The sequence below is a fragment of the Oribacterium sp. oral taxon 108 str. F0425 genome, from assembly GCF_000214455.1.
GTDB classification, from domain to species: Bacteria; Bacillota; Clostridia; order Lachnospirales; family Lachnospiraceae; genus Oribacterium; species Oribacterium asaccharolyticum.
The window spans coordinates 2,185,144-2,211,439 of the sequence record NZ_AFIH01000001.1; the positions used below are offsets into that span (position 1 = coordinate 2,185,144).

General features: G+C 43.4%; 21 protein-coding genes and 1 other RNA gene. 5 read left to right on the forward strand and 17 right to left on the reverse strand.

The features are described 5' to 3' along the window. Positions 1 to 7: 7 nt before the first annotated feature. From HMPREF9124_RS09930 to HMPREF9124_RS09945, 4 genes are read left to right on the forward strand one after another with little or no spacing between them, the layout of a single operon-like run. Positions 8 to 805, forward strand: a complete 798-nt coding sequence (locus HMPREF9124_RS09930; protein WP_009429376.1) for a hypothetical protein — start codon at positions 8 to 10, stop codon at positions 803 to 805. A gap of 23 nt (positions 806 to 828) precedes the next feature. Next, positions 829 to 1,332 carry a prepilin peptidase gene (locus tag HMPREF9124_RS12895; protein ID WP_009429913.1) on the forward strand — a complete coding sequence of 168 codons (504 nt, stop codon included), beginning with the start codon at positions 829 to 831 and terminating at the stop codon, positions 1,330 to 1,332. A gap of 16 nt (positions 1,333 to 1,348) precedes the next feature. After that, positions 1,349 to 1,603, forward strand: coding sequence for a hypothetical protein (locus tag HMPREF9124_RS09940; protein WP_009537051.1), 255 nt, complete (start codon positions 1,349 to 1,351; stop codon positions 1,601 to 1,603). Positions 1,604 to 1,644: 41 nt separating this feature from the next. After that, positions 1,645 to 2,775, forward strand: coding sequence for a DUF6382 domain-containing protein (locus tag HMPREF9124_RS09945; RefSeq protein ID WP_009428614.1), 1,131 nt, complete (start codon positions 1,645 to 1,647; stop codon positions 2,773 to 2,775). A 38-nt stretch (positions 2,776 to 2,813) separates the two neighbouring features. Here the strand turns inward: HMPREF9124_RS09945 and HMPREF9124_RS09950 are convergent, their stop codons facing one another. From HMPREF9124_RS09950 to HMPREF9124_RS09985, 8 genes are all read right to left on the reverse strand, one after another. Next, on the reverse strand, positions 2,814 to 4,505 hold the full coding sequence (locus HMPREF9124_RS09950) for an EAL domain-containing protein (protein ID WP_009428062.1): 1,692 nt from the start codon (positions 4,503 to 4,505) through the stop codon (positions 2,814 to 2,816). Positions 4,506 to 4,646: 141 nt separating this feature from the next. Beyond that, positions 4,647 to 5,339, reverse strand: coding sequence for a tRNA threonylcarbamoyladenosine dehydratase (locus HMPREF9124_RS09955; RefSeq protein WP_009429928.1), 693 nt, complete (start codon positions 5,337 to 5,339; stop codon positions 4,647 to 4,649). Beyond that, entirely contained in the window at positions 5,333 to 5,875 is a 543-nt protein-coding gene (locus tag HMPREF9124_RS09960) for a biotin transporter BioY (protein ID WP_009428196.1), read from the reverse strand. Before HMPREF9124_RS09960 ends, HMPREF9124_RS09955 begins: the two co-directional genes overlap by 7 nt. A 27-nt stretch (positions 5,876 to 5,902) precedes the next feature. Further along, positions 5,903 to 6,919 (reverse strand): type I phosphomannose isomerase catalytic subunit, encoded by a 1,017-nt coding sequence (locus HMPREF9124_RS09965; protein WP_009428290.1) that lies wholly within the window; start codon positions 6,917 to 6,919, stop codon positions 5,903 to 5,905. 26 nt (positions 6,920 to 6,945) lie between these two features. Continuing rightward, complete coding sequence (locus HMPREF9124_RS09970) at positions 6,946 to 9,660, reverse strand: transglycosylase domain-containing protein (protein ID WP_009428965.1); 2,715 nt, start codon at positions 9,658 to 9,660, stop codon at positions 6,946 to 6,948. A 93-nt stretch (positions 9,661 to 9,753) separates the two neighbouring features. After that, the gene (rny, locus tag HMPREF9124_RS09975; protein ID WP_009429356.1) at positions 9,754 to 11,304 is read right to left on the reverse strand and encodes a ribonuclease Y; all 1,551 of its coding nucleotides are present in this window, start codon (positions 11,302 to 11,304) and stop codon (positions 9,754 to 9,756) included. Positions 11,305 to 11,442: 138 nt separating this feature from the next. Further along, on the reverse strand, positions 11,443 to 12,900 hold the full coding sequence (locus tag HMPREF9124_RS09980) for a DHHW family protein (protein WP_009428832.1): 1,458 nt from the start codon (positions 12,898 to 12,900) through the stop codon (positions 11,443 to 11,445). A 185-nt stretch (positions 12,901 to 13,085) separates the two neighbouring features. Further along, positions 13,086 to 14,963 carry an MBOAT family O-acyltransferase gene (locus HMPREF9124_RS09985; protein WP_009429531.1) on the reverse strand — a complete coding sequence of 626 codons (1,878 nt, stop codon included), beginning with the start codon at positions 14,961 to 14,963 and terminating at the stop codon, positions 13,086 to 13,088. Positions 14,964 to 15,179: 216 nt separating this feature from the next. Here HMPREF9124_RS09985 and ffs point away from each other — a divergent pair. After that, positions 15,180 to 15,279, forward strand: an RNA gene (gene ffs / locus HMPREF9124_RS11530) — signal recognition particle sRNA small type. 85 nt (positions 15,280 to 15,364) lie between these two features. On the opposite strand, the gene HMPREF9124_RS09990 is transcribed toward ffs, so the two are convergent. From HMPREF9124_RS09990 to HMPREF9124_RS10030, 9 genes are all read right to left on the reverse strand, one after another. Continuing rightward, positions 15,365 to 16,219 carry a TatD family hydrolase gene (locus tag HMPREF9124_RS09990; protein ID WP_009428640.1) on the reverse strand — a complete coding sequence of 285 codons (855 nt, stop codon included), beginning with the start codon at positions 16,217 to 16,219 and terminating at the stop codon, positions 15,365 to 15,367. Positions 16,220 to 16,231: 12 nt separating this feature from the next. After that, positions 16,232 to 17,008: a TraX family protein gene (locus tag HMPREF9124_RS09995; protein WP_009428438.1), complete on the reverse strand. Its 777-nt coding sequence runs from the start codon at positions 17,006 to 17,008 to the stop codon at positions 16,232 to 16,234. Position 17,009: 1 nt separating this feature from the next. Then, positions 17,010 to 19,067: a methionine--tRNA ligase gene (metG, locus tag HMPREF9124_RS10000; protein ID WP_009428057.1), complete on the reverse strand. Its 2,058-nt coding sequence runs from the start codon at positions 19,065 to 19,067 to the stop codon at positions 17,010 to 17,012. A 173-nt stretch (positions 19,068 to 19,240) separates the two neighbouring features. Beyond that, positions 19,241 to 19,657: a hypothetical protein gene (locus tag HMPREF9124_RS10005; protein ID WP_009428567.1), complete on the reverse strand. Its 417-nt coding sequence runs from the start codon at positions 19,655 to 19,657 to the stop codon at positions 19,241 to 19,243. A gap of 27 nt (positions 19,658 to 19,684) precedes the next feature. Next, the gene (locus tag HMPREF9124_RS10010) at positions 19,685 to 20,167 is read right to left on the reverse strand and encodes a hypothetical protein (RefSeq protein WP_009429302.1); all 483 of its coding nucleotides are present in this window, start codon (positions 20,165 to 20,167) and stop codon (positions 19,685 to 19,687) included. A gap of 60 nt (positions 20,168 to 20,227) precedes the next feature. After that, positions 20,228 to 21,985: an N-acetylmuramoyl-L-alanine amidase family protein gene (locus HMPREF9124_RS10015; protein WP_009429651.1), complete on the reverse strand. Its 1,758-nt coding sequence runs from the start codon at positions 21,983 to 21,985 to the stop codon at positions 20,228 to 20,230. A 383-nt stretch (positions 21,986 to 22,368) separates the two neighbouring features. Further along, positions 22,369 to 23,664, reverse strand: a complete 1,296-nt coding sequence (gene eno / locus HMPREF9124_RS10020) for a phosphopyruvate hydratase (protein WP_009429690.1) — start codon at positions 23,662 to 23,664, stop codon at positions 22,369 to 22,371. 159 nt (positions 23,665 to 23,823) lie between these two features. Further along, complete coding sequence (gene prmC, locus HMPREF9124_RS10025) at positions 23,824 to 25,101, reverse strand: peptide chain release factor N(5)-glutamine methyltransferase (RefSeq protein ID WP_083816313.1); 1,278 nt, start codon at positions 25,099 to 25,101, stop codon at positions 23,824 to 23,826. Between the two features lie 14 nt (positions 25,102 to 25,115). After that, complete coding sequence (locus HMPREF9124_RS10030; protein ID WP_009427959.1) at positions 25,116 to 26,087, reverse strand: DUF1385 domain-containing protein; 972 nt, start codon at positions 26,085 to 26,087, stop codon at positions 25,116 to 25,118. Positions 26,088 to 26,296 lie beyond the last annotated feature (209 nt).

The window sequence follows — 26,296 nt, forward strand, 5'->3', positions numbered from 1 at the left end:
AGCCCCTATGAAATCATATTCCGCCTCCATGACGATAGAGGCCTCTCTCTCCTTGAGCATTTTTATTCTTTCAATGGTCATGCTGATGACTCCGCTCCTTATTCTAAACCGGAGTATCAAAATTTCCTCTATTTTGGAGAAAAATGCACGTTGTGTCAGCATGTATAAGTACCTGGAACATTACGGTCTTTTAAAGACGGAGATAAATGATGTTCCGCACATTGATGAAATTCTGACCGTCGGAGAAACCGCCTTGGAGGACTTGGCACTTCCCGTCGAAGTGGAAATGGAAGGCATGACAAATATAAGGGCTTGGAAATCCCATATTACAAAAGAGGACATTCTTCTTGACTTGGAATATGAAGAACTGATTCCGCTCTCCATCATCAATAAAAAATCCATCTACCAGGAAATCGTAGCTCACAGAAGAGCCTGGATAGGTGTAAAAGGTGCACGGTGGGAAAAGGATGAGGAAGAAACTACGCCTCCGAAAGAAATGGTTTATGTAATCAACGGGCCTTCCCTTGTCTATCATAAGAGCAGGGATTGCAGCTATATCTCTAATGACTTTTTAAGTTGTAGTCCCAGAATGATTGATGGCAGTAGTGCAAAATACGGCGGAAAATTCTGTCCCTGTAAAGCTTGCAAACCTTCCTTAAACAGTGCAATTGTATATTATACCGTTGCGGGAAGACGATATCACAGCAGTCCCGACTGTCCTGCCATGCGTTCTTCCATACATGAAATTCCACTCAGTCAAGCCCTTTCCGAGGGACGGCATCCCTGTCCAAGATGCGGAAACTAAAAGTCCCGGATTAAGGAGTCCTCATGTCAATACTCTTCTTTCTTTTTCTTTTAAAAACCATTTTATTTTACTCTTTTTTTCTCTTTTCCGTTCTCTGGGATTTTCGAAAAAAGTCTCTCCCTAAATTGCTCCTTCTCTTTTATTCCCTAGTCGGAGTCCCTTTTTTTCTTTTCTCTCTTTGGCAGGATTTCTTTCAAGGTCCCTTTCAACTTTCTCTTCCCTTCCTTTACAGTTTTTATCCGTTTCTTTTTTCCTTTCTTCTCTTCCTTTTCGCCAAATGTTCAAAAGGTGCCTTGGGGTGCGGAGACGGATTATTTCTTCTTTGTTGTGCCTTCTATTTAAACTATAAAAGTTTTCTGTTTCTTTTCTTATCCGGACTAATCTGCTCGGCACTGGTTTCCATACTCCTCTTTCTCTTCTCTCTAAAAATGAAAAAGAATTGGAAAAATTTGTCTTTTCCCTTTATTCCCTGTTTTATTCCTGCCGGAGTTTATTTCTTTGTTTTATTATTTACTCCCCGTACTTAAACCGAAAGGAAGTCTTATGCATAGTATTGAAACAAGCCTAATCCTTTTCCTAAGCTTTGTCTGTATCGTATTGCTCCTGCAATGCTGTATTTTCCTACACAGTACCGTAAAGGAAAGAAGCGAAAAAGAATACAGTCGTGAAATAGAAAGTCATAGACTAGGTAAAGATAAGGATTTTTATAAGGTGGAATGCTATACCCGCTTCGTATCTGTCGTGGAAGATCTCCTGCGAAAAGAAGAAGCGGAAAGCAAAGTGAATCCCGAACCATAAGCCTTGCATAAAGTTCAAGTTCGAATCAGAAAGGAATCACCATGTCTCATAGTTCTCTAAGAGTAGAAAAAGATCTTACTCACAGCTACCTCTATCTTTACGGAAAAGTCTGGAAAGAGAATAGCCATGAGCAAAAAATCATTCAACAATGCAGCATTCCGGGAACACTTCCCTTTCGTCTGATTCAAGAAGAACAGGAAGACATTTTTCAGTATAATTTTTCACCCTATGAACGAATGCTGGACTATTTTTCGGATAAAAAAATGAATCTAAATCATATTCTTTCTTTATTCGAGTCTATTCGTTTCGCACTTTTCCATCTGGAAGAATTTCTTCTTTCTCCGGAAATCCTGGGACTCGATGTAGAAGAAATTATTTATGATGCGGAAAATTCCGCTTTTCTCTTTCCACTGATTCCTTCCGCAAAAAACGTATTGGAGGACGAGCTGAAAAAACTGATTGATTATGTTTTTAACCATGTGGATGAAGCAGATGAGCGCGCAATTTTATCCGCCTATTTTCTTCAACAGGAAAAGAAGAAGGACCATTTACAACTTCCCCGCATCCTGCAAATTTTACATTGCACCGTGAATAAGGAAGGAAGGCTCGGTGTTCCTTTCTCGTCTTCCCCGGATCCCAATGCGACTTCTTCCGGAAAGCCCCCCTACGGAAAGCCGGCTTCCGAAGAAACCGAAAAATCACCCGCCAATTCCGTAAGCAAAGCCGATCCGAAGTCTGAAAAAAATCCGGATGCCACTAAAGCGCTTTCTGTGCAGGAGTTGGATTTGTCAAGCTGCAGCTATTCGGAATATATGGGAAAGCAACAAGAAAAATCAGAAAGTTCCATCCCTTTTTCCGGCACTTCGGATTTGACTCCTCCTTTTTCCGAGGAAATCGAGAAAAACGAGAAAAAAAAGGAGAAATGGGCCCCTCCCCGTTTCTCCTCACTAAAGCAAGTTCTTAGAAACAAGAAAAAAATTCTTCTCTGTCTCCTTATCATGATTTTATTTCCCATAATACTTTACGGTTGGAAGGGCAAGACAACCCTGATAGAGGTTCTTCCCTGCATTATTCTTATCGAAGTTGCCATCTTGCTTTATGGCATTTTGGATTTCCTTCCCGTCTTCTTTAACTCTGAAAAAGAAAAAAGTAAAAGTCTTAACGACAAGTAAATGCTCTGACTTCCGGAAACGTTCTTTCTTCCTTTCTCTTACTGAAACATTTCCGCATCACCGAGCTGTTCCTCATGGTTTTCCATAAAAAACATCTGCGCCTCATCTTTGATGAACGACAGCTTTTCCATGTTTAAAGTATGAATACCGAAAATCACCCTCCTCTCGTCCTGAGCCTCCTCAGAGCGTATTAAGATATAGCGCTTCCAAACATACTTTTTCTCCTTGTTTTTTGCCCGAAAATAAGACAATACAAAGCCTTCTCCATTGCTTCCAAGCCTTTCCCACATATCCGAGGGATTGAAAAATTCCCGACAACGGGCGAAGTCATCCGGATGAATATATTTATGGAGATATTTATCCAAATCGTTTGTTAAATCGTTACTTCTCTCTATCTTTTCCGCTGCATTCGTTCTGTAAATCGGAAGCAGTGTGTTATTCTGCAAATCCAGAAGAACAACGGTGTCATACATGGAATACAAAGGCCTTAAGCTATTATCCAAGTTATTTGATTTCTGAAAGGAATCATTATTCGTCAAAATATCTATTCGCAGAAGATAAATATAACTGTTTCCCTTACTGGTTACTCTTCTGACCTGTATTTGACAATACTGTCCCCGAGAAATAAAGTCGGTCGTTTCAATTCCCAGAGAATCCTTTGCCAAGCTGATCGTATCCCTGATTCTCTCCACCACCAGGGACTTTTCATCATTTAAGATGCCCTGAAATTCTTCGATATCTTCATAGCCCAAGTCTTCAATCGTCTTTTTATAAGGTTTTGTCCAATTCAAGTGTTTGATTTTTCCCGCCTTTTCCGAAACCAAAGCCATTGCTAAAACCGTATCAAAACCATATATGGTGGGAGTCTCATCTAAACGATCAAATACAAAGGGTGTAGGACTTAAAATATTGACTAAGCCGACCCGATCATAAAGAAAGGTATCCTCTCCGCTTTCTACTCCATTCTCCTCTATCCGTTCCGCCAGCCAGTTCTCTATAGGCTCCGGTCTTCCAAAACAATAGCCCTGCATACGTTCACAGCCTGCAGCCTTCAAAAACTGATATTGCTCCTCCGTCTCAACACCTTCCGCAACAGTATGAATGCCGATTTCCTTCGCCATATAGAGTATAGAAGAAATAATAATTAAAGATTTCTTTCCCATATCGCTTAAAAAGCGCATATCGATTTTAAAGGTATCAAATTCAAATTCCTTTAAAAGATTCAAGGAGGAGTAGCCTGAACCGAAGTCATCCATCCAAACCTTATAGCCCTGCTCTCGAAGTTGTCGAACGGCAAACTTCATATACTCCTCATTATGCATGACTACGGATTCCGTAATTTCAACATGTAAAATGGATTTCGGAATTTTATACAAAGCCACAAGATCATCCAACTTGTCTAGGAATCTTTCCACATCAAAATCAAGTCTTGAGAAATTCAGGGAAATCGGAAATACCGCCTCTCCTCTGTTTCTCCTCTTGGCAATATTCCGACAGACCTCTTCAAAAACAAAAAAATCCAAGAGATGAATCTTAAGGCTTTTTTCCAAGACGGGAATAAAGTCACCCGGGTAAATCATCCCATACTTAGGGTCAACCCAACGAGAGAGTGCCTCTGCGCCGCACACTCTCCTCGATAAGCCCCGAATATTTACTTGTAGATAAACTTTAATCCATCTCTTTTCAATCGCTTCTTCTATATGAGACTCAATATATTGCTCTAATTCCAAGCGGCTAAAATCTATCTTATCTTGTTGTGAACGAGGAAATTTACGAATTCCTTTTTTTGGCCGTCCCTGATTTTGTTCGTGCTCCATCACTATTACCTATTCTTGCTAGTCCAAGTTACCATTAGAAATTTCGTCCAAAATTTATAAAAACATAAGCAAATCCCGCACCACTTCCGAAGCCAAAATGAGCCCGGCAACAGGGGGAACAAAGGGTACCGACCCGGGCACCCCTCTATCTATCTGCGGTTTCTGAGGATTTTCTTCCGAGTAAACCACTTTCAGTTTGTTGATTCCCCTCTTTTTGCACTCTCTCCTCATCACTCTGGCCAAAGGGCATACTCTGGTTTGATAAATATCGGAAACCTTAAACGCTGCGGGATTCAGCTTGTTTCCGGCTCCCATGGCACTGATAACGGGAGTCCCTGCCCGTTCCGCTTCACAGATTAACGAGAGCTTCGCCGTAACCGTATCAACCGCATCAATGATGTAATCATACGATGAAAAATCAAACTGCTCTTTTGTGTCGGGAAGGTAAAAGCAACAATAGGAATGAACTTCACAATCCGGATTAATGCTATGGATTCTTTCCGCCATAACCTCAACTTTTTCTCTTCCTACCGTATCCCTTGTGGCAATCAGCTGTCTGTTTAAATTGGAAAGACTCACGGTATCTTTATCGACCAAATCTATCCTGCCCACACCGGATCTTGCCAAGGCTTCTACTGCATATCCTCCCACACCGCCTACTCCAAACACAATCACCTTGGCACGGCTCAACTTTTCTATTGCATCCCTTCCCAGGAGAAGTTCGGTTCTTGAAAATTGTTCTAGCATTCTCCACTCCGTTTCTTCAATATCGCTTTCACCTTTCGTCCCAGAACTAAAGCCAAGAAAACTTTAATGCAATCCGGTCCAATGAAGGGAAGAACACCAATCGATAATGCCTTCATAAAGCCCAAGTAAAGCACCTTGGAAAGCCACAACGTTCCCATGATATAACAAAGAAGAATCCCCAGAAGAAAGAACAGGTACTGCAGTATCGGCTTCTTTGCAAAACGATCCACCCCAAAACCGCCCAAGAGACTTAAGAAAAGCATTCCGATGAGATAGCCTCCCGTTGGCCCCATTAACTTAGCAAGACCACCTTCATAATTAGAAAATACAGGCAGACCTGCTAATCCCAGTAAAAGATAGGTCAAGTACGAAACTGTCCCTAAATTCTTGCCGAGAATCGTTACCGAAAGACAGACTGCAAAGGTTCCCAAAGAAATCGGCACCGGTCCGATGGGTATCGAAATAGGAGATAATATTGCTAAAACAGCCGTCATAAGTGCCGCCAAAACAAGTTCTTGTATTTTTAATTTTCTCATAGCCTTATCCTTTTAATCCCTAATTCATTACTTTTCCAAAAAACTAAACAGCCAATTTCCCGCTCCGGAAAACTCCACTTCTCCGCTTCCTGCCGGAATAAAGAAGCTATTTCCCTTCTCTGCAATCATCTCCTGTCTGCTCTCCTCCAAAGAGGCTCCTTCTTCCTCTGTTCTCTTCCTCACTGTTTTTTGGACAATTTTCCCTTTTCCGTCTATTAGAATCGCGGAAAGAAAGCTTTCTTTTCCCACCACTCTCTTATGGATTTCTCCTTCTTTCAGAGAACAACGCTCTACCGTAAAATAGGGGCAGGAGGCAAGACGCTCTGCACCGTTTTCCGGAAGGACGGGTCCGGAAGAAGTTAAGTCCCTGATTTCCGTTTTTTTACAGTTCATAACGGAAAGGGCCTTTTCTATATGTAATTCCCTTTCCCTTCCATCCTTATCTTTTCTTCCATAATCATAAACCCGGTAGGTTAAATTTGAGTTCTCTTGAATCTCCGCAATACAAATCCCGGCCCCGATTGCATGAACAGTGCCTGCCGGAATAAAGAAAACATCCCCTTTCTCTACGGGAATCTTATTCAAGTATTCCGTCAGGAAATGCCCCTCTATTGCTTTTCGTATTTCATCCTTACTGTATTCACTCTTAAATCCGTAATATAGGAATGCCCCTTCTTCTCTCTCTAAAACCACCCAGAGCTCCGTCTTGCCAAGGCTTCTTTCCTCTAAAGCCGCATACTTATCGTCCGGATGAACTTGGACTGAGAGAGGCAGCTTTGCATCAATCAATTTAATAAGCATAGGAAATACGGGAAATTCTTTTCCCATATCTCCTTCGCTTTTCGGATTCTCTTGCAAGAAAGAAGAAAGAGGAAGTCTGACAGAATTGGAGAGCAAAATCTTGCTCTCCCCATCCTTATGACACGACAAAAGCCACGCCTCCGCCAAAGGACTTTTTTCACTGCTTACATGATACTCTTCCCGCAGGCGCTCTCCTCCCCAAAGATAGTCTTTAGTGGCGGCCTCCATCAAATATATACCCATCCTTAGATTTTCCTCCTCCATTCTTTCTAGGGGCTGACTCCGGGACCGTTTTCACTATCCCTTTCTCCTAAATAATTGCCTGCTCCGGGACCGTCATAGAAGTTGCTGCTTCCTCCGGGACCACCGCTATCCTCTTCTTTTAACGGGAGCTTCCGTACTCTTGTAATCGCTTTCTCCAGCTGTTGGCTAAGGGAAGCATAATCCTCAGCCCCTGCCAATTCATGCAGACTGTCTGTTGCATCTGCAATTAAGGCTTCCGTGTCTCCATCCCGATATTCCAAACTTTGTAAAGAACTTAAATAGGATAGAAAAGCCTCTCTGTTCGCACTGTTCTTTTCCTCTTCCTCCTTTGCTTTACTTTCCTCCAGAGACTCGGCAAGCCGGGATTCTTCTTCTTTTTTCTGAAGATATGCTTCTATTTCCACTTTCCATTGTTCTTCAATCTTCAAAAAATCCTTTTGTCTGGCAAAAAGTTTTTCTTGGTATTCTTTTTTGAATTTTTCATCCGGAATATCATTTAAAAGGTCACGAGTCTCTTCAAAAAGAGTCCTTGCGGTAAAAATATCCTCTACCGTATCAACATGCAGATTCTTGTACTCTTCCAATTGCCGAATCACGGTTTGCTTATTCTCTTTTTCCGCCCTCTTCTTGCGTTCCTCTTCTCCTTTTCTCATTGCAGTTCGAGAAACATAGTCTGTAATCCCCGAGTCTTGATCCGTTTCTTTCTCAACGGTAGAAGGAACTTCCCAATCCTCGGGATCCAAGCCTTCATGCAAAACATCCATAACATTTTTCCAAATTTTACCCGCATAAGTCGCCCCATAAATGCCTGGCATTTCTACGGGAATGTCATGTCCTACCCAAACAGCCATGCTGTAGTATTTCGTGTAACCGCAAAACCAGGTGTCTTTGGAACCGTTACTGGTTCCCGTTTTTCCCGCTGCCGGCATCTTATTTTTTAACTTCAGTCCTCTTCCGGTCCCATATTCTGTAGTCATGGTCCCTTTCAGAATATCCGTCATAATAAAGGCTGTATCTTCAGTATATACCTGCGTCTTTTTTAAGCTGTTTTCGTCTGCGACCACGCCGTCCTTTTCCGACGTAATCTTCACGATACAGGTCTTATCCTCGTAAATTCCTCCATTGGCCAACGTAGAATAGCCTCGTGCCATATCGACAATTCGAAGGCCGTTTGTAAACCCTCCGATGGATACCGCAGGCGCTGTATAATCCTTTAAACTGATTCCCAGAAAATGCATTTTTTCCAGATACTCCAAACCGTCGGATATTCCGACACTGTCCAGAATCTGCCACGCCACCGTGTTTAAAGAGCGATTCAAAGCCTCTCTCAAAGTCACTTCTCCGAAATAATTTCCTCCGGAATTGGAGGGTCCGTCCTCCCACTTGTGATCATCTACAAGACTTGCTGCATTGTAAATTCCCATATCCAAGGCAGGTGCATAATCCAGTAAGGGTTTAATGGAAGAACCCGGTTGACGATAACTCAAATAAGCACGATTATACTTATCCTCCGTACCTCTTCCCCCGATTGTAGCCACAACGTAGCCCGTCTTATTATCTATAATAACTGCCGCCCCCTGCATGGAAAACTTACCGTTCTCCTGCACTTCTTTAAACTTGGCAAGTCCCTCATCCAAGAGTGTCTGCGCCTTTGCCTGAATTTCCGGGTTCAAAGATGTATAAATGGTGTATCCGCCTGCCCGAAGTTCTCTATTGTAATAGGCATAACTCTCTTCATATTGTTCCTGATAATTTTCTTTTTCCTCCCTAGTGGAAAAATGATAGGTAAAAGGAAATTGATTCACTTCCATCATCCGAAGTGTTGCCGCATAAAGTGCAAACGAATTTAAGTAATCTTCGTCTGTTCCCTTTTGACTGTTTCCGGAAATCGTTAAGGGCGATGCAACTGCAGCCTCATAATCCTCTTCCGTAAGATACCCAACCGTCTCCATGGATTTTAAGACCTGATTTCTCTTCTTTAAAGCAAGATCCGGATGACGAACCGGTTCATAACGGGAAGGCGCATTGGAGATTCCTGCCAGAGTAGCTGCTTCTTCCACAGTTAAATCCTTTGCCGCTTTATCAAAATAGAATTGGCTTGCCGCCTCAACACCGTAGCAGTTATTTCCATAGAAATTCGTATTACAGTAAATCTCCATGATATCCGCTTTGGTATATCTTTTTTCCAGTTCTTGCGCCAAAATCATTTCCACAATTTTTCTGGTATAGGTTCTCTCAGAACTGAGATAGGTATTCTTGACTACCTGTTGGGTAATGGTAGAACCGCCCTGTTTGATTTTCCCCCTATTTTTAACCAATTGCACAACAGCACGTAGCGTCGCCATGTAGTCTACTCCGTGGTGGCTTCTGAACTTGCGGTCTTCCTGTGCAATATAGGCATTTTGCAGGTTGGGAGAAATCTGATCTATCGTCACATAAACGAAATGCCCGGCATTAACGGTTCCCAGGGTATTTCCCGCATAATCCAAGACTATGGTGTCCGAACGCTTGGTCAAATCTTTCAGATTTCCGCTCGCCAATTTGTCATAGGCAATGGTTCGCAGTCTGTTCAATTCCGGACGAATAAAAATAAAGAATCCCAAAAGGGTCATGAGGGCTAACAGCCCTGTTAAAAACAAGAAAACTTTTCCAAAGAAGCGTAAAATCGACTTCCGCTTTCTTTTTCCTCTGCCTCTATCCCTTCCATTCTCTTCTCTCATGCATTACCCCTTATAAAATACGGCACAAAGCCCCTATGGGCCTTGCGCCGATACCGACACTCTCATGCTAAAAGTCCGGACATAAAGACCTTCCTACTTTGCATAGTCCACTGCTCTGGACTCTCGAATAATATTTACCTTGATTACGCCCGGATATTGCATCTGGTCTTGAATCTGCTGGGAGATGTTTCTAGCCATAATGGTCATATCGTCATCGCTGACTTCATCCGGAACAACCATAATACGAACTTCTCTACCCGCCTGCACAGCAAAGGACTTCTCTACGCCCTTATAGGAATTGGCAATTTCTTCCAGTTCCTTCAAACGATTGGTGTAGGTCTCCAAGGACTTTCTTCTCGCCCCCGGTCTTGCTGCGGAAATGGCATCCGCCGCCGCTACTATAAAGGAAATCAGGGAAGTCGGTTCCGTACCTCCGTGGTGTGATGCGACCGCATTGATGACCACTTCCGGCTCATGATATTTCTGGCAAAGTTCGATTCCCAAATCGACGTGACTTCCTTCCACCTCATGATCGATGGCTTTTCCGATATCATGTAACAAACCGGCACGCTTTGCCATACGGGTATCCAAGCCCAACTCCTGCGCCAAAAGACCGGATATCTGAGCCACTTCCATGGAATGCTGTAATGCATTCTGCCCAAAGGAAGTACGAAATTTCATTCTTCCCAAAAGCATAACAAGCTCCGGATGAATGCCGTGAATCCCCAGCTCTAAAGTCGCCGACTCTCCTTCTTCCTTAATGGTATCATTTACTTCTTTCCTGCTCTTTTCAACCACTTCTTCAATTCTTGCAGGATGAATCCGTCCATCTACAATCAGCTTCTCCAAAGCAATTCTGGCTACTTCTCTTCGAATAGGATCAAACCCGGAAAGCACCACCGCTTCCGGCGTATCGTCAATAATGAGTTCCACTCCCGTAAGTTGCTCTAAAGTCCGAATGTTTCTACCCTCGCGTCCGATGATTCTTCCCTTCATTTCATCATTGGGAAGCTGAACAACGGATACGGTAGACTCTGTTACCTGATCCGCCGCACAACGCTGAATCGCCTCAACAATATATTCCCTGGCTGTCCTCTCCGCCTCCTCCTTGGCTCTTGCGTCATACTCTCTGATGATTAAAGCAGTGTCGTGCTTAATACTGTCTTCCACGGAATGAAGCAGTTCCTGCCTTGCCTGCTCTTTGGTCAGCCCTGATACCCGTTCCAATTCAACAAGCTTCTGTGCCTGCAGCTGCTCAACCTCTCCCTCTTTTTCCTGTAAAACTTCCTCCTTGTGCAGGAGTTCCGCTTCCTTTCGCTCTAAGCTCGCCGCCTTCTTCTCCGAGCTCTCCTCTCTCTTTAAAATTCTTCTTTCCAGCTCATTAACTTCTTTTCTTCTGTCTTTCATCTCCTTATCCAGCTCATTTTTGGCCTTTAAAGCCTCTTCTTTCGCTTCCAATAAGGATTCTCTCTTTTTGCTTTCTGCTGTTCGGATGGCATCATCAATAATTTCTCTGGACTTTTGCTCAGCACTTCCCACCGTTTTAGCATAGATAGACCGCTGTTTATTTTGTCCAAGGATAAACATGATGACCCCCACGATAAGCGCCACAATAACCACAAGGGCTATTCCTAATGGGTCCACTGTTTATACCTCCCTTAATATTCGTTTGTTAATGTACAAATATGCGAAGCAATTATTTTCTTGCGAAATTTCAGATTCCATATTCATCATTTTAACGTATTTATTCTAAGGTATCCGAAAACTTGTGTCAACAATTGTCTAGCCTTGAAATAACGAGAGCATTTTCTTGGACTGGCTTTCTCCGATTCCCATCACATTATTGACAAAAACAATTTCTCCGATTTCCTTATCCCGTATAAGCTCCGGAAGCTTTTTCTCATAATGACGGTAGTCAACCACATAAATATTCCGGTAATCTTGTGCCAAAAAGGGAACAAAAGCATTGGCATAGGAATCTTTAATCACCAGAAGATTTCCGTTTCCCTTTTCATTATGCACTTCAACATAAGGATGATCCCCCAACATGAAACAATTATATTTATTCCCCGGCAGCATATTGGATGCATCATTGATCAGTTTGGCATCACCTTCTTTTCCGTCCGCACTTTGAAAATGCATATCATTTACGGCTCCGGTATAGGCGATTACACTGTCCGGATTCGCCTTCAAAGCCTCCGGACGGTTCATATAGAAATAAAACGTACCGTAAAAGCCGTCATATTCCGCCTTCGAAAAACTCTCCAGAGCTAAGGCTTTGATTCCCCTTACCTTACAATATTCCACGTAAGCATAATACGCACCAAGCTGTGTCCAGTGGTGATCCGTCCTGAAATAAATGTATTCCGACCTATGACGATAAAGAGAAGAAAATACATCTATCGTATGGATGCGCTTATCCATCAGACTGTAGGTGTAGGAAATCGCCTGATCCATCCCCGAGGAAGCCAGCTTCTCCTGCGTTTTGGGATCCAAGAGAACACCGAACGAATTCGGCACCATCATGGCAGTAATCTCCAAATTGGGATAAAGACTGTTCACAGTATTCAAAAGGGATGCATAGCTTCGTACTCCCTTTTCACTGAAATAATACAGTTCAAATGCTTCTTTTCCGCTCAGATAGATACTTCCCGCAGTCTCTCCCTGTAATTCCACATTGGCATCTGCCTTCTTGATTTCTAGATTTCCTTCTGCATCCGTCTCAAAATGTTGATTTTTTTCGGATTCTTTGCTCTCTTCTCCCGTTTTTTCCACTTTCTTAAGCGTTTCTGCATTCTGATTCTCGGAATCCGCAGCAGAAAGTGTCTCTTCAACAGGAACTTTCTCCTTAGAACTCTTTTCCTCATCCTTTTCTAAGGAAAATGTTTCTGCAAGTTCCCCTTCTGTCGGAATGCTCTCTTTTACATTTTTCCCCTCACCGTACAACGCTTCTCCCTGAAAGCCGTAGAGTCCCTCGACCTTGGCTTCCAGGCTGAGCCATCCTTCTTTTCCGGGATAACTGTCCTGGTACCATTCAGAAATATCCTGAAAATAACTTCCTTTCAACACTGCTCCTAAAGAAAATTTCGGAAAGGCCTTCAGCTCTCGTTTTTCCTCGTTAGAATACCGCTTCCGTAAGGGGAGCATCATGCCGATGATGCATAGCACAAAAAGAAAGAGAAACAGGACAACTGCCGATGCCGCCTCATATAGACTTCCTTTCTTTTTATTCCACTTCATAACTCCTCTTCCCCGACTTTCTCTATTGAACCGCTGACTTGAATCATTAGCTTGAACCGCTGTCTTAAACCGCTGACTTCAATCATTAGCTTGAACCGCTGACTTGAAACACTAACTATATCCATTCTTTTACTGTTTGGGCTGTAAAAGAAAATTTTATCCGCTCCACGTTCTTCTCTCTACCATCAGAACTGGTTATACAAGAAGGGAGTATAGCTTTGCCCTGCCATAGCCGCAAAGGAAAGTGCCAATGCCGATAGAGCCAGTGCAAGCTTTACAAAATAATAAATTTTTTCACCATAATCCAAAAGAAAGATTTTCCATTTTGTTTTGATTTGAATCTTTCTTAGAGCCAGAAGGTGGCGCCTATGCGCTTCCTCCGACAGGCCCTCTTCGGCAATTTCCGTTTCCTCCGGTTTTACCTCTTCGGCGATTTCCGTTTCCTCCGGCTTTACCTCTTCCGCAATTTCCGTTTCCTCCGGCTTTACCTCTTCCGCAATTTCCGTTTCCTCCGGCTTTTCCGTCCGCACAAAAGCTGTTTCCGTATCCGTTGTCCGTTCCGTATCGGCTAAGTACTCCGTATCTCCGGTCGCAGGCTCGCAGAATGCAGGTCCACTCGCTTCACGCACAACCTCACCCTCTTCTTCTGCGTCGTCATTATCCTCCATACCGTAAAAGCCTTCCCTTTCCCGCTTAACTTTCCGTTCTTTTCGAAGTCTTCCGCGCATCATAAGTTCTCCCCAGGCTTCATCCATTTTCTTAAAGAAACTCGTGGAGAAGAGTATGGCCAGGATAAACAAAAAGATGTGATTTCGCAGTAAAAGCAAAGTCTTTTCATCGGTAAATGCTTCCGTATTTAGAAAAAAATGTGCCTTAAGGACATTTTTTAACGCCTGAAAATCCTGATACCGGAAAAGAATCCAGGAAAGATAAACTGCAAAGAGGGTATAAATGTGTAAAACCGGCTCTTTCAAAACTTTTAAACGAGAGGAAGTCATTTTTTCCTTCCACTCCGGACGTAAGGTTTCCAAACGATGCAGGGCTTTTCTTCCCATAAGTTCCAACACGATCAAGACAAAGAAATATAGTCCCCAGAGAATAAAATTGAAACTTGCTCCATGCCACATTCCCGTTAAAATCCAAATCAAGAAAAGATTCAGTACTCTTCTCGGAAAGGAAAGTCGGTTTCCGCCCAACGGGATATAAATATAATCTCTAAAAAAAAGAGATAAGGAAATGTGCCAACGTCTCCAGAAATCTCGAACGTTTTTTGCTTCATAAGGATAGTGAAAGTTTTCCGGAATAGTGAAGCCCACCATTTCTCCGATTCCTATTGCCATATCCGTATAAGCGGAAAAATCCAAGTAAATCTGTAACATAAAGGAAAGCGAAGACAAAAAAACCGCCGTAAAAGACGGCAGGGTATTTCCACTGCCTGATAAACCTTTTGCAAGTTCCAAGGGAAGAAAAGAATTGGAAAGTTTTCCCATAGAATCTGCCAGAAGAAGCTTCTTCCAAAGTCCGAAGGAAAAGCGATATAAACCGCGAGAAAGTTTGTCAAAATCCCATTCTCTGTCTTCTATCTCCTCCCGCATTTCCTTATAGCGAAGGATAGGTCCCTGCGAAAGAACCGGAAAGGCAAAGGCATACATTGCAAAATGGAAAAAATTCTCCTCCGCTTTTTCTCCCTTTCTGCAATCCGCAAGATAGGTAATCAGTCGAAAAGTATAAAAGGAGATTCCAAAAGGCATAAACCCTTTTAGCCAAAGAGGTAAAGCCGACAAATAGATACTATACTTAAAGAAAAGGAGCGGCAGGAGCAGGACAAAAATGGAAAAGGCGAAGAACGTCCGGCTCTCCTTCTCCATTCGCTTTCCGATAAAAAAGCTGTAATAGCTAAGTAACGCAAGAATAGACAGAGAAATGAGGCCCTGAAACAAAAGAAAGAGAAGAGAAAAAAAGAGAAAGACCATATTCTTTCCCTTTATATCTCTTCTTAAAAACGAAAAGATAAGGAACAGCGGAAGAAATCCCCCGACAAATATCATTTCCGAAAATTGCATACTTCCCTCTTACTCTGTCTTATATCTTAGCTACTCTGTCTTACTTAGCTACTCTGTCTTACTTAGCTACTCTATCTTATGCCTTAGTACTCCGTCTTATGTCTTAGTACTTTGTCTCATGTCTTAGCGGCGCTGCCTCGAATTCTCAAGCTTCATATAAAAACTTGCAAAGCCTCCTAAAATCCGTTATACTTCTACTGCTTCGGGGGCAATGAAGCTTGGGCCCCACGCAATGGAAGATACCGAACCGTGTCAGGATGGGAACATAGCAGCACTAAGGTAAACCTTTCATGTGCCGTGGGTAATCCTGGGTGGAGTCTCCGAAGTTTTTTTATTTCCAACAAGTATCGAAAGTTCTTCGGGATAGCCTTTGATCACCACACGGGAAAAGCCTCAATATCTTATTTTATTCTGTATACCCGCTTTCCGTTTTCCGCCGTCTTCCGAATCACGTCTTCCACGGAGATTCCCTTCAGTTCCGCTAACAGTTTTGCTACATACTGCAAGTTTCCGGAATGATTTCTTGTTCCCCGGACAGGAACCGGAGCCATATAGGGGCAGTCCGTCTCCAAAACAATGTGTTCCAAAGGAATTTCCACGGCTACCTGCTTTAATTTTTTTGCATTCGTAAAGGTTAAAACACCGCCGATACCCAGCATCATCCCGAGGGAAACGAAGTCCTTTGCCACTTCAAGCGGATAAGAAAAGCAGTGCACAATCCCTCCGTTTACAAAACCCTTCTGATCCCGAATGATTCGGAAAGTATCTAATGCGGCATCCCGGGAATGAATCACGACAGGGAGGTCTCTTCTCTTGGCGAGATCCAGCATCTCGATGAAACAGCTTTTTTGCACTGTCGGTTCCGGATTAAAACATTCCTGGACCTCTTCCCCTCTCCTCTTCTTTTCCTCATCCCGCTCTTTTTGTACTTTAGAACGTTTATCGAGGCGAAAATAATCCAAACCGATTTCTCCGATGGCAACGACTTCCTTTTCCTTGCTTAACGCTTCTATTTTTGCCGTCGCTTCGGGACTCCATACTGCAGCATGTTCGGGATGAATACCGACTACGCTATGAATGGAAAGAGAACTGTCCACGTAAGCTTTCGCAAGTTGAATAGCCTTTTCAGAGCTTTCCGGGGTATATCCGATTTCACAAATTCGATCTACACCCTTCTCCGGAAGACTACGCAATAGTTCTTCTCTATCTTGATCAAAGCTTTCATCATTGTAATGACAATGTGTATCAAATATCATCTTCTTCCCCCTTTAAGCTGTGATTTTCGCTCCCAAATAAATCAGCAAATAGAAAAATATCAAATGTAAGGGATAATAAAAGTACAAAACTCTCCCCAGCGGAAGTCTTCCTTTCTCTCCATTATAGAAGAAAATAGGAAGAAAGCTGCATGCGGCTGCACCGAAGTTCCCAAGAGACAACAGCACGGAAAGAAAGGCTCCCGAAGCGATTCGAAGTGCCTTTTCCTTACGAAAATTATACAAAACGGCAATCAAAAGAATGCCCAATGCTCCGTAATCAAAGTGTAAAAGTTCCGAAAGAGCGGCACAGCCCAGTACCGAAGTCCATTTCAGGAAGGGCTTTCTGCGATATTTTTTCATCAGGAACATGGTTGCAATGCCGAGCGCTAGGGTAAAGCCGATATTTTGTGCCGAAAAGTCGAACCATTGATTGAAAAGGCATAAGTCAAAAGGAATCTCCGCACAAAGTCCCATAAACAGAACTCGAAGAAAATATTTTTTTCTGTCCTTCGTGTGTATAAAGCCCTCTGTTAGCAGAAAGGCAAAAATCGGAAAAGCCAATCTTCCTAAGGTACGGAAAATATGATAAATCCGCATCAGTTGCATGCCTTTTTCCGTTGCTATAGCCATTTGGTAGTATTCCGGATCAAAGCCGTATAAATTTCCATTGTAAATTACAATGGCGGCATAGTGGTCTATCGTCATGGAAACAAGGGCAAGAAGCTTCAGCAAATCCGCTGAAACTCCTCCCCCTTTCTTTTTTGTATCCAGTGCATTTAACCCGGTCATATTATGCGATATCCGCTCCTGCAGGCATATCCCGCAAAGAGGTCATAAGCGATAAAATTTCTTCTCCGTCCTCTTCAAAAGCTGCAGACAGAAGCATACCCTGAGACTCATAGCCGGCAATCATTCTGGGCTTTAAGTTCACGAGTACCATAACCTTCTTCCCCACTAAATCTTCCGGTTTATAGGCAGACTTGATGCCGGAAAGAATCTGACGAACTTCTTCTCCGATTTGTACTTTAAAGAGCAAAAGCTTCTTGGACTTCTTCACTTCCTCCGCATGTAGAATCTTTCCGATACGGAAATCCAGCTTTTCAAAGTCCTCATAGCTTACCTCGTCTTTATAAGGAAGCACTACGGGATTCCTGTCCCTCGGTGCATCCCCTTCTACCGGAGATTCATCTGCAGCATCCTTATTTCCATCTTTCTTCTCCAGCTTTTCTTCTTCCAAGGAGGCCTTTCGAATCTGCTCTTCCGTTATCTTTTCTACTTCCTTCTCAATTTCTTTCCAGTCTTTTCTGTCAAATAAGGTAGAAGGATTCTCGGAAACCTTGGTCCCGGACGGGTACAGACCAAACTGATCCAGCTTTGTAAACTCTCTTTTTTCTGTGGAAAGTTCCTCCAAAATCGTCTTTGCCGTGTTCGGCATAAAGCTTTCCAGAAGAGAAGCTCCAATCACGATGGATTCCGTTAAATTGTAAAGAACATTCTTTAAGCGAGGCGCAAGCTCCTCTTCTCTTGCCAAAACCCATGGTTCCGTCTCATCAATATATTTGTTGGAACGTCTGAATATCTCAAAAATAGCGGTCAGTGCATCGGCAACCCTGTGCTCTTCCATCTTTTCAATCGCAAGCTTCGCCTGAGAAATCACCGTATTCTTTAAATCCGCATCTACGGGCTCTACTGCATCGGTTTTCTCCACGATTCCATCAAAATACTTATTGCTCATCGCAATGGTACGCTTTACCAGATTTCCTAAGATATTTGCAAGCTGAGAATTATAGCGCTCTACCATCAGTTCCCAGGAAATGACACCGTCATTTTCAAAGGGCATTTCATGCAGAACAAAGAAGCGAACCGCATCGACTCCAAAGAGGCGAACCAAATCGTCCGCATAAATTACATTTCCTCTGGACTTGGACATCTTCGTGCCCTCATCGGCCTTTCCTACCGCAGTAAGGAGCCAGGGATGTCCGAATACCTGTTTCGGAAGCGGAATATCCAGGCTCATCAGGAAAATGGGCCAGTAAATCGTATGGAAACGGACGATATCCTTTCCGATTAAGTGAAGATCCGCCGGCCAATATTTTCGATAATTCTCGCCATGCTCCCCATCCACATCATAGCCAATGCCGGTAATATAGTTGGTAAGTGCATCAAGCCATACATAAACCACGTTCTTCTCATCAAAATCTACAGGAATGCCCCAGGTAAAAGAAGAACGAGAAACGCAAAGATCCTGCAGACCCGGCTTTAAGAAGTTGTTCACCATCTCGTTTTTACGGGAAACAGGCTGAATGAACTCGGGATGGGACTCAATATGCTCCATTAAACGGTCGGCATACTTGGACATCTTGAAAAAGTATGCATCCTCACTGGCCTTCTCCACAGGACGTCCGCAGTCCGGACACTTTCCGTCCACAAGCTGCGAATCTGTCCAGAAAGACTCACAGGGCGTGCAATACCAGCCCTCATATTTTCCTTTATAAATGTCCCCTTTTTCATACATCTTTCGGAACATTTTCTGAACCTGTTTCTCATGATAGGGCTCCGTTGTACGCATGAACTTATCGTAGGAAGTATCCATTAAGTCAAAAATACTTCGAATCTCTCCCACTACCTCGTCTACAAACTCCTTCGGAGTCTTTCCAGCATCCTTCGCCTTACCCTCTATCTTCTGCCCGTGCTCGTCGGTTCCGGTCATAAAGAATACATCATATCCCTCATAGCGCTTAAAACGAGCCATCGCATCTGCAAGAATAATTTCATAAGTATTCCCGATATGAGGCTTCCCTGAAGCATAGGCAATCGCCGTGGTAATATAATATGGTTTTCTTTCCATGGACTCTCCTTTACGAACTAAGCATCCCGACAAATTATTAAGAACGTTTCTAGTCTAGCATAGATTTTTAACTAGTCAACAAGTTGTATGAATGCAAAAAGTGGTGTTTCCTTATAGAAACACCACTCTCTGCAAAACTCTTCCCTTATTTCATTTTTTCGGAAAAGCCAAGCTTATTCCGTAAAATGCTTATTAAGTAACTCGTCCACAAACGGAACCGTTATGCTTGCCTGATTCAATGCCTTAAATGCCAGAGCAAGGAATAGACAGGTTCTGAAAATTTCTATAGCCTGGGTAATCAAAGACCAAAATGAAGTAAACGCATAGGTGCTCACATCAAGGCTGATTACGGTAAAGCAGGTTCCTATCCATTTTACAACATCCGGAACCAGACCGAGCACGCTCAGCAGGAAGCTGAAAAACAGCATGGTTGCTACAGCCTTCAATGCAGACTTCTTAAGCCAATCATTGTCTTCCACAAGAAAAATATAACCGGCCGCCAACAATATTGCGGTATAGTTTCCCACTATTGCAAGAATATAAACTCCTGCAGCAACTAAAACGGCAGATACTCCTAATTTTGTTTTCATCTTTTCATTCCCCCTTGCCAAGCTGTCTTACTGTCCTGTGGACTGATTCTCATTTACTGCATTTTCTACCGCAGCTTCCGCTTTGTTTACCGCCTGAGCAGCAGCATCAGCAGCACCTTCCGCAGTACTTTTAGCAGCATCGGCAGCGCCTTCTGCAGCACTTTTAGCAGCGTCTGCAGCGTGATTCAACGTTTCCTTCGCTTCTGTTGCAGCGGCTTCAACCGCAGCCTTGCCTTCATTCTTTAAAGCATTCAACTTCTCCTGAATTTCCGCAATCTTAGCCTGAGCGGCATGGATTTCATCCACGAATTCCTTAAAGCCTTCAGCAGGTGCATTCTTAAAATCTTCAAAGTACTTCTTACCGATCTTGCTGTAAACCGCGGTAATCTTCTTTTCTTCATCATGAATCATGGAGTTGAACTTGGCAGTATCTGCCATTTCCTTCCCCTTCTGCATAACATCCTGACTTGCGTCTGAAATCTTCTTTCCCAATTCATCAAAAAATCCCATAATCTGCCTCCTTTTACATTATTTTTTTCATTTTATCATTTTCACAAGACAAACACAATTCTATTTCTTTACTTGTACCACACCGTTCTTTACCCATCTGCCCTCGTTATCCACTTGATAACCATCCGGTGTTTTTTCATTTCGATAGAGATGCCCTTCGTTGTTTCCGCTGTCCGCTCCGAAGTAATAGCAATATCCGTCAATCCACTGCCAGCCTGTCAACATTCTTCCCATCCAACCGTCGGAGCCAGAGAAGAGATAGTATTTACTGCCATTCAAGTCTACCCATCCTGTTGCCATGTATCCGCTGTCTAGAAAATAATACCAGTAGGACTTTCCATTGTAGGCTTCATAACCCCAGGTATTCTTTGGATAGCTTCCGTCTTTTCTCTTGTACCACCAGCCTTTTTCATCCTTCACCCATTCTCCATTGGAAAGAGAACGATCTACTCCTAAAACTTGCCCGGCAGGACTTCCACTAAAGATTGCAGAAGAACCACCCCCGGAGCCGCCGCTACTTCCGCCGGAGCCGCCGCCACTGAATGCCCCTCCACCGGAGGAGCTTCCGCCGCTATATGAGCCGCCACCCAAGGAACTGCCACCACTGCTACCGCCGGAGGAGCTACCGGAACCGCCGCCATGAGAAGAACCGCCGCCGGAATTTCCACCTGCACCCGTTAGAGTGATATAGTCCGGGTCATACAAGGTAACTTTCAGGCTTCCCGTCACCGGATCGATTGAATCCAAAGAACTTGTTCTCGGATCAATCTGCCATTCTTTATCATTGATGTAAAACCTGGTTACAAGACTGCCATCTACTCCACCGAAGGTGAGTCGATAATGACTGATTGAATTCATCTTCAGTATAAAGTTGCGAAGCACACGGCGATAAGTTCCCGGTCTTGTGATCTTCGATCCGCTTCCATAGTATCCGCCCCTCGAAACATCCTCTAACGCATATTCGCATCTTACTTTATTTTCGCCCTTATGCGGAATGGAGACTTCCGTCTCTGTTTCCTCTCCATTTCCATCAAGCAGTCCATCTCCCATTTTACTCCATGTGGTATAGGGTACCTCGTCTCCTAATTTTCCATACTGTAAATCTTTCTCCGGAAGAAACATCCTGATTTCTTTAAACGGATAATCCTCTTCTACTTTACTCATAGACCCTTCAGAAAAATAAAGAACGAGTTTGTTTGCACTCTCTTCTTCTCCCGCAAAATAGAAAGAATAGGTATGATGGACTCTAATTGTTGCTTGCCCATAAACGGTTTCCAGAGAAAAACTATTCCGTAAATCATTCTCAAACCAGTAATTCTTGTTTGTTGTAGTCAGTTCAATCCCGTAAAAATAGTCTCCGGGAGTAAATGTTCTTTCCGTGTACCGCTCATAATCACTTTCCCCGGTCATCTTGTTATAATAGATAGGAGAGGAAATGTAGATATCGTCTACATTGATGAACTGATTCGGGGCATCCCCCTTCTGATGAATCTTCAGCTTCAAGTTCTTTCCTCTGAGATCAAGCTCTTGTACCCGCATCCCATCTCTCGGTGTATTAGGCATCAAATCAGGCATCAAATCATTTATTTGTTCACGAAGTTGAATCTCGTCAATGACAATCTTTCCTGCAGGCGGAGTCTCGCCAAAATATCCATAGTTAGCTCCGGCAGAAAAAAATTGAGTTCCATGCAAGGAAGAAATATTTGAAGAGCTGGATCTAAGTTCTCTCCCTTCTTCTGCATAAACGCTCATCTTCCCTGCCATAAAAGAGAGTACTATGCCCATACATGCCGCGAATACTATTCTGCTTCTTTTCATCTGCACCTCCTGTAAGCCTGAAAACTCGAAGTACTTTACTCCAACTTTGTATTTTACGCTATATTTCCATTAAGTCCATGCAGAAATATTAAATATTTAATAAAATATTTTTAATCTGAAAATCCATCTGAGACATTCTTTCTCTCTTTAATCTTTTAAGAATCCTTCACAAACGAGATACCGCAGGCTGCACAAGCAATACTCGTTAAGAATGGGATGCCGCAGGCTTCGTCTGTAACACTCGTTATGAATATAAAACAGTCTGCACAGAGCTCTCTGAAACTCCATGCAGACTGTTTCTTATCTTTTTTAATTCATTTTCCGCTCAATGCATCGAAAGCAAATGTCTCCGGACAATCTCTTCCAAAGCACGCTACGACAAATTACTTTCTGTTGAATGCGCCAAATCCCGGATAGTAAGCTGCCTCACCAAGCTCCTCTTCGATGCGAAGAAGCTGGTTGTACTTTGCCACTCTCTCGGAACGGGAAGGAGCACCGGTCTTAATCTGGCAGGTATTTAAAGCAACAGCCAAGTCAGCAATGGTGGTATCCTCCGTCTCACCGGAACGATGAGAAGCGATTGCGGTATAACCGGCCTTATGTGCCATCTTGATAGCCTCTAAGGTCTCGGAAACGGAACCGATCTGGTTCAACTTAATCAGAATGGAGTTAGCGGAACCATTCTTGATTCCCTTGGAAAGACGCTCGGTATTGGTTACAAAGAGGTCATCACCAACGAGCTGCACCTTGTCGCCAAGCTCCTTGGTCATCTTCTCCCAACCTTCCCAGTCTTCCTCATCCAGGCCATCCTCGATGGAGTAAATCGGGTACTTCTCAACCAAAGACTTCCAGTGTGCAATGAGCTCATCGGAAGTGAAGTCCTTTCCGGACTTCGGCTGATGATAGAAGCCCTTACCCTTTTCGCTCTTCCACTCGGAGGAAGCGGCATCCATAGCCAGAACGAAGTCTTTGCCCGGCTCATAGCCTGCTGCCTTGATAGCCTTTAAGATGTGCTCAATGGTATCCTCATCGGAAGCCAAGTTCGGTGCGAAACCGCCCTCGTCTCCTACTGCAGTAGTATTTCCCTCATCCTTTAAAATCTTCTGCAGCGCATGGAAAACCTCAGTACACCAACGAAGACCCTCACGGAAGGAAGGAGCGCCGGCAGGCATAATCATAAATTCCTGTGTATCTACGGAGTTGGTAGCGTGTGCACCGCCGTTTAAGATGTTCATCATCGGAACCGGAAGACGATTTCCGTTTGCACCGCCGAGGAAACGATAAAGAGGAATATCTAAGGCATTTGCTGCAGCCTTGCAGGTAGCAATGGAAACAGCAAGGATTGCATTGGCACCGAGCTTGGACTTATCCTTCGTTCCGTCAGCCTCGATCATAGCGCGATCCACTGCATAGATGTCCATCGGATCCATACCGATTAAAATGTCATTGATTACCGTGTTAATATTTTCAACAGCCTGGGAAACGCCCTTTCCGCCGTAGCGAGACTTGTCCCCATCTCTTAACTCTAATGCTTCAAATTCTCCTGTGGATGCGCCGGAAGGTGCCGTTCCTCTTCCCACTGTTCCATCGGACAAAATAACCTCTGCCTCAACAGTCGGATTTCCTCTGGAGTCAATAATTTCTCTTCCAAGGACCTTTTCAATCTCTAAGTAGCTCATTATACCCTCTCTTTCTTATGCAAATCCTTTGCATAAAACACATTGTCCTTTTATTTTAAGGTGATAACGCCTTAAAAAGTCGGTCTCTATGCCTTAGAAAACTGCTTCCTCTCACGCATAAAATAACCTTACTAATAGTAATGGATTGTCTTATTTGTGTCAAGTTGGACTGACGGCATAAAGCCCTCTGTCTCGACCTTCATAATCCTGAAAAACCTCCACTTCCCGATAGCCTTCTTTTTGGAAAATACTTTTCACGCTTTCACCCTGATCATAGCCGATTTCCAGATAGACTCTGCCTCCCGGAAGTAGAAAACACTTCCCTTCCTTCGCAATTCTCCGATAAAAATCAAGGCCGTCAGTACCGCCGTCCAGGGCCATCCTCGGCTCATGAAGAGCCACCTCTTCATCTAAGCCGGGAACTACGGAAGACCTGATATAAGGCGGATTCGAAACCAAAACATCAAAACCGGAAATCCCCTTCTCTTCCATAAAGGGAGGAAGGGCGGAAAACAGATCCGATTCCGGAAAATACACGGAAACTCGATTCTTTTGTTCCCTTAAATGCTCCCTCTCTACGTTTGCTATCCTTTCTTCCTCTTCCAAGAAGAGTCGCCTGTAATTTTCCTTTGCAACTTCCAGAGCCTTATCCGACTTATCAAGAAGCAGCATGGTTTTACAGTTTAAGTACTTTAACAAGGTAAGACCGATGCAGCCCGAACCGGTACAGAGATCCAAAACGGAAAGTTGCTTTTCGTTTGTATTTGCATCATCTGCGAATGGAAAAGCGGAACTGCCGGGAATGCCTTTACTCTTTTCACTTCTTTTCCCCTTCTCTTTCTCCTCCTGAAGAATCCGCTCCACTATGCATTCCGTATCCTGCCTGGGGCTTAATACATTTTCATTCACTAAAAAGGAAAGCCCGAAGAATTCCTGCCTTCCGAGAATTTGAGAAAGAGGAACGCGTTCTAAGCGCTTCTCCAGAAAAGAGAAAAAACAAGTGAGCGCAGAATCCAATGCTCCCGAAAAGCAAAGTAGAGAATCCGCCGACTCCCCCGGAGCGCTTTTCTGATTGAAAACAGAATGTGCTTCTCTCTGCCGGTAGAAAGCAGAAAGTGCCTCCCTCTTCCATAAAAGGTAGTCTTTTGTCTCCAAAGAAAAGGCTTCTTGCATAAGAAGGCGTAAATCCAGTTCCGCCTCCGGAATCCCCGCTTCTTCTAAAAGAGGAAGTGAAAATCGCTCTATATCCTGCAGGGAAAAATCCTCTTTCGATATACTCTCCTTTGAAAGGCTATCCCAAAAGCATTTTTTAAGGGAAGAAGCCCCTCCTGTTGGATTGGCTTCATGCTTGTTTCCTGCATTCACGTTATCATTTTTCTCCGCATTAAGTTTACGATTATTTTCTGAACTAACTTTACAATTATTTTCTAAATTCATTTTACGATTATTTTCTAAGATGTTTGATTTCCGGCATGAACATTCTCCGAAAAATGCTCTTTCTGAAAGGCTCTCCAATCAAAGACCTTCTCCACAGCGGCAATGGCGACCTCCACTTCCTCGGCGTCAGGCTCTTTAGTAGTTAAGCCCTGCATCCACATTCCCGGAATAAAAAGAATGTGTGTGAGAGGATTGTCAAAGAGTCCCACGAGACGCAGGACTTCATAGCTGATTCCCGCAATGACCGGAATCAGAAGAAGCCGGGAAAGTACTTTCAGCCACAGGCTGTCAAATTGCAGGAACATAAAGAGGAAAATGGAAATCATCATGACATAGACGATAAAACTGGTTCCGCAACGCTTATGCTCCTTAGAGGAAGCGAGAACATTTTCCACAGTTAAATCCAGACCATGCTCCACACAGTTAATGCACTTGTGCTCCGCTCCATGGTACTCGAAGGTTCTTCGAATGTCCTTCGCCCGAGAAATCAGCTTGATATACAGAACAAAAATCAGAATACGAAGAACGCCCTCTAAAAAGGCAAGCATGGAGGACGAAATGGATAATCTTGTTTTCAAAAAATTCAGGAGAATGGTCGGCAGTGCCACAAAAATAAAGAGGGCGGCGGCAAAAGAAAAGACCATAACAAGGGCCGATAAAACCTGCTCCACCTTATCCCCGAAGAGCTTTGTTAAAGCTTTCTCCAATGCTCCGGGTTCAGACCCCTCATCGTCCTCATAAAAGCTTGCGCTATGACTTAAGCACTTCATACCGAGTGCCATAGAATCATAAAAGGAAACAATTCCCCTCAAGAAGGGAAGCTTCAAAAAGGGATATTTGTCCGTCAGGGAAAGGTATTCGCTCTCCATGACATCGATTTCGCCGTTAGGCTTTCGTACCGCCACGGAATATTTTTCCCCATTCTTCATCATAATCCCTTCAATGACGGCTTGCCCGCCAATACCGCTATATCTCTGTTTACTCAATCTTATCCTCTTTTCTACTTACACTTTTATAAATCTATTTTTTGCAGTTCTGCCTGAACGCAATATACATTGAATATCCGTGTACAAATTCTTATGCATTTTGTTCTATCGGTTCTTATCATTCTAACTATACTTCTTCTTCCGTACAATAGACTTAAGCAATACTGTATGGTGTTAAACAATACTATATGGCATTAAACAATACTATA